Origin of the sequence: Streptomyces alkaliterrae (genome assembly GCF_007097205.2) — a bacterium.
GTDB lineage: Bacteria > Actinomycetota > Actinomycetes > Streptomycetales > Streptomycetaceae > Streptomyces > Streptomyces alkaliterrae.
The window spans coordinates 1-7,182 of sequence record NZ_VJYK02000284.1; the positions used below are offsets into that span (position 1 = coordinate 1).

Here is a 7,182-nt window from a genome sequence, read left to right on the forward strand (position 1 = left end):
CGGCACCCCCGACCCCGGCACCAGCGACCCCGACGGGTTCGGGCAGCAAGCGGCGGGAGCCGGGGAGGCCCGCTCCCAGCTGGCCACGGTCGCGGCGGCGCTGGACGGCGTCCCGGCGATGCTCGGCCCCAACGGCGGCGGCATCGGTTCCAACTCCTGGGTGGTTTCCGGCGAGCACACCACCAGTGGCAAGCCGCTGCTGGCCAACGACCCGCACCTGGCCCCGCAGCTGCCCTCGGTCTGGTACCAGATGGGCCTGCACTGCACGCAGGTGAGCAAGGAGTGCCCGTACGCGGTCGCCGGCTTCACCTTCTCCGGCATGCCCGGTGTGGTCATCGGCCACAACCAGGACATCTCCTGGGGCCTGACCAACCTCGGCGCCGACGTCACCGACCTCTACCTGGAGAAGATCCAGGACGGCAAGGTCCTCTACGACGGGCGCTACGTCGACTACGAGACCCGGCGCGAGACGATCAAGGTTGCCGGTGGCGCGGACCGGAAGATCACCGTCCGTTCGACCCGGAACGGTCCACTGGTCTCCGACCGGAACGTCCAGCTCGGCCGGGTCGGCGACCACGCGCCGGTGAAGGGCGCGGCCCCGGACCGCGGCAAGGGCTACGCCGTCTCGCTGCGCTGGACGGCCCTGACCCCGGGCCGGACGATGGACGCGGTCTTCAAGCTGAACCGTGCCACGGACTTCGAGAGCTTCCGGGCTGCCGCCCGCGACTTCGAGGTGCCCGCGCAGAACCTGATCTACGCCGACACCGAGGGCAACATCGGCTACCAGATGCCCGGCCGCATCCCCGTGCGGGGCAAGGGCGACGGCCGCTACCCGGCGCCGGGCTGGGACCCGGCCTACCGGTGGACCGGCTACGTGTCGCAGTCCGAGCTGCCGAGCGAGTTCAACCCGGAGCGCGGCTACATCGTCACGGCCAACCAGGCTGTGGTCGATCCGAAGAAGTACCCGCACCACCTCACCGAGGACTGGAGCTACGGCACCCGCAGCCAGCGCGTCAACGACCTCATCCGGTCGAAGATCAAGGACGGCGGGAAGATCTCCATGGACGACATGGAGTCGATGCAGCTCGACAACAGCAGCGAGATCGCCAAGCTGCTCGTCCCGCACCTGCTGAAGATCGACGTCCGTGACCCGTACGTCCGGGAGGCGCAGCAGCTCCTGGAAGGCTGGGACTACACGCAGGACGCCGATTCGGCGCCCGCCGCCTACTTCAACGGGGTCTGGCGCAACCTCCTCCTGCTCTCCTTCGGCAACAAGCTGCCGAAGGAGCTGCGGGTCCGGGGCGAGTGCCTGCGGGTGCGGCCGGCCGACGACTCCGGTCCGCTGGAGGATCTGGACGGTACGGCCCGCACGATCCGCGAGTGCGGCCAGCGCAGCACCGACACCGCCCAGCCGGACGGCGGGGACCGCTGGTTCGAGGTGGTCCGCAGGCTGCTGGAGGAGCCGGACAGCGAGTGGTGGCAGGCCCCCCGGAAGGACCTGGACACGCCGGCCGCCAAGGGGCGCGACCAGATTCTCGCCCGGGCCATGAAGGACGCCCGCTGGGAGCTGACCACCAAGCTCGGCAAGGACATCAACTCCTGGAGCTGGGGCCGCCTGCACCGGCTGATGCTGCGCAATCAGACCCTCGGCACCTCCGGCCCCGGCATCGTTCAGCGTCTGCTCAACCGCGGGCCGTGGGAGCTGAGCGGCGGCAAGGACGCGGTCAACGCCACGGGCTGGAACGCCGCCGGAGGGTACGGCGTCACCTGGGTGCCGTCGATGCGGATGGTGGTGAACCTCGACGACTTCGACAAGTCGCGTTGGATCAACCTCACCGGCGCCTCGGGGCACGCCTTCCACCCCAACTACACGGACCAGACGAGTCTGTGGGCCAAGGGCAGGCTGCTGCCGTGGGTGTTCTCGAAGGACGCGGTGCAGAAGGCCACGGACGACACCATGGCGCTCACTCCGTGATTCCGCGGGCCGCCGGTGGAAACCAGCCGCCGGCGGCTCCAGGCAAGAGCGAGCCCGCGTCCCTGACCGGGGCTTCCGCGCCCGTCACTCCGGCCGCGTGAAGCGGTGGACGCCCGAGGGGGTGACGGCCGCCCGCACCGGCCGGTCGTGGGCCTCCGCCGGCACCTCCTCCAGCACCTCTCCGTCGTAGAGCAGCACGACCAGCGGCGGTGTCCTTCCGGCGGCCTCAAGGCGGGCCAGCACCCGGTCGTACGAGCCGCCGCCGCGGCCCAGCCGCAGACCGCGGCGGTCCACCGCGAGGCCGGGCAGCAGGACGGCGTCCGCCTCGACGACCGCCTCCGGGCCCAGCGCCGGGGCCGCCGGTTCCAGCAGGCCCCGGCCGGCCCGGACCAGCCGGTCCGGGCCCTCGTAGGGCGCCCAGTCGAGATCGTTGTCCGGCAGCAGTACCGGCAGCAGCACCCGCGTGCCGCGTTCGCGCAGCGTCTCCAGGAGGGCGCGCGTGCCCGGTTCGCGGCCGATCGACACGTAGGCGGCGACGGTCCGTGCCCGCGCCAACTCCCACAGCCCGGTGGCGTGTACGGCGATGCGCAGGCCCGACTCCCGAACGTCTTCCGCCGTCAACCCCGATCTCACCTCAAGGAGTTCGGCGCGCAACCGGCGCTTCCTAGTCTCGTCGTTCACTGTGCGTAAGCCCTTCTTTGTCCCCGTACCGCAACAGAACCTGCGGATACCGCGCTATGGGAAAAAGCCACCGGTTATGGTGCGAGACATGACCACAGCACGTACCCGCGGTACTCGTATCAGCAAGGCTGTCATCCCGGCGGCCGGCCTTGGCACGCGGTTCCTCCCCGCGACCAAGGCGACTCCGAAGGAAATGCTCCCGGTGGTGGACAAGCCGGCGATTCAGTATGTCGTGGAGGAGGCCGTCGCAGCCGGCCTGTCGGACGTGCTGATGGTGACGGGACGCAACAAGCGCCCCTTGGAGGACCACTTCGACCGGAACTACGAACTGGAAGAGGTCCTGCGCGGCAAGGGGGACGAGGACAGGCTCAGCCGGGTCCAGGAGTCCAGCGACCTGGCCACGATGCACTACGTGCGGCAGGGTGACCCGAAGGGCCTGGGTCACGCCGTGCTGTGCGCCGCCCCGCACGTGGGGGAGCAGCCCTTCGCGGTCCTCCTCGGCGACGACCTCATCGATCCCCGCGATCCCCTGCTGATGCGGATGACGGAGATCCAGGAGGAGCACGGCGGCAGCGTCATCGCGCTGATGGAGGTCGACCCGTCGCAGAGCCACCTGTACGGCTGCGCCGCGGTGGAGAGCACCGACGTCGACGACGTCGTCCGGGTGACGGGCCTGGTGGAGAAGCCCGCGCCGGGGGAGGCGCCGAGCAACCTCGCGATCATCGGCCGCTACGTGCTCGACCCGGCCGTGTTCGAGGTGCTGGGCAAGACCAAGCCCGGCCGTGGCGGGGAGATCCAGCTGACCGACGCCCTCCAGACGCTGGCCGCGGAGCCGACTCTCGGCGGCCCGGTGCACGGCGTCGTCTTCCGAGGACGCCGGTACGACACCGGCGACCGCGCCGACTACCTGCGGGCCATTGTCAGACTGGCATGCGAGCGTGAGGACCTGGGGCCCGACTTCCGGGCCTGGCTGCGCTCCTATGTCAGCGAGGAGATGTGACGCGTTGAGCAGTACCTGGTCGGTCGACGAGCATCTGGCGGACGTCCTGGGCGCGGTGCGCCCGTTGGAGCCGCTGGAACTCTCCCTCCTGGACGCCCACGGCTGTGTGCTCGTGGAGGACGTCACCGTACCCACCGCGTTGCCGCCCTTCGACAACAGCTCGATGGACGGCTACGCGGTACGCACCGCGGACGTGGCGGGCGCGAGCGAGGAGTTCCCCGCCGTGCTCACGGTCGTCGGTGACGTGGCGGCGGGCAGCGGTGAGCTGCCCGAGGTGGGGCCCGGCCAGGCCGCTCGGATCATGACGGGGGCGCCGCTGCCGCCCGGCGCGCAGGCCGTCGTCCCGGTCGAGTGGACGGACGGCGGCAAGGGTGCCGGTCCGGCGGCGGCGATGGCGGCGGCGAGTACCGACCCCTCCGGCGCGGCCGGCGAGGTGCGGGTGCACCGGGCGGCCGCCGAGGGCCGGCACGTACGTCGCGCCGGTAGCGACGCCGCGGCCGGGGAGCTGGCGCTGGCCGCCGGCACGGTGCTCGGACCACCGCAGATCGGCCTGCTCGCGGCGATCGGCCGCGGCTCGGTCCGGGTGCGGCCCCGGCCCCGGGTGGTGGTGCTCTCCACGGGCAGCGAGCTGGTGCCGCCCGGCGAGAAGCTGGGGCCCGGCCAGATCCACGACTCCAACAGCTTTGTACTCACCGCCGCGGCGCGGGACGCCGGTGCGCTGGCGTACCGGGCGTCCGCGGTCGCCGACGACGCGGACTCGCTGCGCGACGCGGTCGAGGAGCAGCTGGTGCGGGCCGACGTGCTCGTCACCAGCGGCGGGGTGAGCGTGGGCGCCTACGACGTGGTGAAGGAGGCGCTGGGCGAGCGGCTGGACGCCGACGGCGGGGCCGTGGAGTTCCGCAGGCTGGCCATGCAGCCGGGCAAGCCGCAGGGCTTCGGGCTGGTTGGACCGGACCGGGTGCCGCTGCTGGCGCTGCCGGGGAACCCGGTCAGTAGCTACGTCTCGTTCGAGCTGTTCGTCCGCCCGGTGATCCGCACGCTGATGGGTCTGCCGTCGGTGCACCGGCCGAAGGTCCGGGCGCGGTTGGCGGCCGAGGCGCCGCTGACCTCGCCGGACGGCAAGCGGCAGTTCCTGCGCGGCCGTTACGAGCCGTCGGAGGGCGGCGGCACGGGGGGCGTCCGCCCGGTGGGCGGTGCCGGCTCCCACCTGGTCGCCGCGCTCGCCCAGGCGGACGCCCTGATCGTCGTACCGGAGTCGGTGACGGAGGTGGCGCCGGGCGAGGAGCTGGAGGTGCTGCTCCTCGGCGTGGACGGCTCCGCCGTCTGAGCCGCGCTGCGGGTACGGTGTCCCCCCATGAGCAGCCAGCACCTCACACACATCGACGAGTCCGGTGCCGCCCGGATGGTCGATGTGTCGGACAAGGACGTCACCTCCCGCACCGCCCGGGCCAGCGGCCGGGTGCTCGTCGCGCCCGCCGTGGTGGAACTGCTGCGCGGTGAGGGGGTGCCGAAGGGGGACGCGCTGGCCACGGCCCGGATCGCCGGCATCATGGGCGCCAAGCGCACCCCGGACCTCATCCCGCTCTGCCACCCGCTGGCGGTGTCCGGGGTGAAGGTGGACCTCGCCGTCGCCGACGACGCCGTGGAGATCACCGCCACCGTCCGGACCACGGACCGCACGGGCGTGGAGATGGAGGCGCTGACGGCGGTGTCGGTCGCCGCCCTCACCGTGGTCGACATGGTGAAGGCCGTCGACAAGGCGGCGGTCATCACCGATGTCCGGGTGGAGGAGAAGTCCGGCGGCAAGTCCGGCGACTGGAGCCGCCGGTGACCCCCGCCGACCCCGCTCCCACGCGTCCGACCCCCGCCGACGACCGCGACCGGCCGATCCGGGCGCTCGCCGTGACGGTCTCCAACCGCGCCTCCGCGGGCGTCTACGAGGACACCGGCGGTCCTCTCCTCGTCGCAGGGCTGCGGGAGATGGGCTGCGAGGCCGACGGGCCGACCGTCGTACCGGACGGCGAGCCGGTCGAGCGCGTGCTGCGGGAGGCGGTGGCGGACGGCTACGACGTCGTCGTCACCACCGGCGGCACGGGTCTGACCGCGCTCGACCTCACCCCGGAGATGACCCGGCGGGTCATCGACCACGAGGTGCCCGGCATCGCCGAGGCCATCAGGGCGGCGGGCCGGGCGAAGGTGCCCACGGCGGCGCTCTCGCGTGGCCTCGCAGGGGTCGCCGAACGTACCCTGATCGTGAACCTGCCCGGTTCCCGGGGCGGGGTGAAGGACGGCGTCGCCGTCCTGAAGGAGATCGTCCCGCACGCCGTGGACCAGCTGCGCGGCGGTGACCATCCCCGAGGAGGCTCCAGCTGAACGCGTCCTGGCCGGTGGTGCTGGCGGAGGGGGACGTCTCCCTCCGCCCGGTCAGGCTGCGCGACCACCGGGAGTGGCGGGAGGTCAACCTCCGCAACCGGGACTGGCTCAGACCCTGGGAGGCCACGGTCCCCCCGGCGCCGCCGGACCGGACGCCGCCGGGTCGGCCCACGTTCCGGCAGATGGTCCGCTATCTGAGAGCCGAGGCGAACGCCGGCCGGATGCTGCCCTTCGCCGTCCACTACCAGGGCCGGCTGGTCGGCCAGCTGACCGTCGCGGGGATCACCTGGGGCTCGATGTGCTCGGCGCACATCGGCTACTGGGTGGACGAGGCGGTGGCCGGCCGCGGCGTGACCCCGACAGCCGTCGCCCTCGCCGTCGACCACTGCTTCCGCACCGTCGGGCTGCACCGCATGGAGATCTGCATCCGACCGGAGAACGGGCCGAGCCGCCGGGTGGTCGAGAAACTCGGATTCCGTGAGGAGGGCATGCGCCCGCGCTATCTCCACATCGACGGCGCCTGGCGCGACCACCTGGTGTACGCGCTCACCGTGGAGGAGGTGCCGGACGGCCTGGTCAACCGCTGGCGGCAGGCCCGTACGGACGCCACCCGGGAAATGAAATAAATGTTCGATTAGGGCTCGTCGACTCGCCGTACTGACCCTTCCGGTGCATTCCGAGGTGAATTGGTACGGTCCTGCGACTCGTCATCCCAGAGAATTCTCGGCTTATCGGCAGAATCACGCGACACGCCGCGTCAATCGGCTGATACTTTGCCCGCGACGCCTCTACCGTGTCACCGTGAGCAGCAGCGGCCTCATCTACGCAGTCATCGTCGGGGCCTGGGCCGCCTACCTGGTGCCGATGTGGCTCCGGCGTCAGGACGAACTCAACGACGCCCGCCCCACCGAGCGTTTCAGCACCGCCATCCGGCTGCTGTCCGGCAAGGCGGCCATGGAACGGCGCTACGCCAAGGAGCGCGGCCAGGCCGCCGCCGTACCCGCGGCGGACGACGACACCGACGGCCGGCCGGGCCTCGCGCGGGACGAGTACGAAGCCGACAGCGCGTACGAGGCCACCGCCGACGTCCGGTCCTTCGCCGACCCCGTCACCATCCTCCAACCGGCCGCCCCCGACGAACCGCCGCCCGCCG

8 protein-coding genes are annotated in these 7,182 nt (G+C 72.0%); 7 read left to right on the forward strand and 1 reads right to left on the reverse strand.

Translation table 11 applies throughout. The annotated features are described in order from the left end of the window. The coding region (locus tag FNX44_RS21450; protein ID WP_143650302.1) for a penicillin acylase family protein at nt 1-1,975 on the forward strand (1,975 nt) is incomplete at its 5' end. 84 nt (nt 1,976-2,059) lie between these two features. Here FNX44_RS21450 and FNX44_RS21455 read toward each other — a convergent pair. After that, on the reverse strand, nt 2,060-2,656 hold the full coding sequence (locus tag FNX44_RS21455; protein WP_143650304.1) for a 5-formyltetrahydrofolate cyclo-ligase: 597 nt from the start codon (nt 2,654-2,656) through the stop codon (nt 2,060-2,062). An 88-nt stretch (nt 2,657-2,744) separates the two neighbouring features. On the opposite strand from FNX44_RS21455, the gene galU reads away from it, so the two are divergent. The 6 genes from galU to FNX44_RS29120 all read left to right on the forward strand — a co-directional run. Continuing rightward, nucleotides 2,745-3,656: a UTP--glucose-1-phosphate uridylyltransferase GalU gene (gene galU, locus FNX44_RS21460; RefSeq protein ID WP_143650306.1), complete on the forward strand. Its 912-nt coding sequence runs from the start codon at nt 2,745-2,747 to the stop codon at nt 3,654-3,656. Next, complete coding sequence (gene glp, locus FNX44_RS21465) at nt 3,637-4,983, forward strand: molybdotransferase-like divisome protein Glp (protein ID WP_143650308.1); 1,347 nt, start codon at nt 3,637-3,639, stop codon at nt 4,981-4,983. Before galU ends, glp begins: the two co-directional genes overlap by 20 nt. 27 nt (nt 4,984-5,010) lie before the next feature. Then, a complete protein-coding gene (gene moaC, locus FNX44_RS21470; protein ID WP_143650310.1) occupies nt 5,011-5,487 on the forward strand; it encodes a cyclic pyranopterin monophosphate synthase MoaC in 477 nt (158 codons plus the stop codon). Further along, nucleotides 5,484-6,029 (forward strand): MogA/MoaB family molybdenum cofactor biosynthesis protein, encoded by a 546-nt coding sequence (locus tag FNX44_RS21475; RefSeq protein WP_323369559.1) that lies wholly within the window; start codon nt 5,484-5,486, stop codon nt 6,027-6,029. The genes moaC and FNX44_RS21475 overlap by 4 nt, the downstream gene beginning before the upstream one ends. A gap of 14 nt (nt 6,030-6,043) precedes the next feature. Continuing rightward, entirely contained in the window at nt 6,044-6,655 is a 612-nt protein-coding gene (locus FNX44_RS21480) for a GNAT family N-acetyltransferase (RefSeq protein WP_407699208.1), read from the forward strand. Between the two features lie 175 nt (nt 6,656-6,830). Then, nucleotides 6,831-7,182, forward strand: a 352-nt coding sequence (locus FNX44_RS29120; RefSeq protein ID WP_500274162.1) for a SepX/GlpR family protein, incomplete at its 3' end; no start/stop codon positions are given.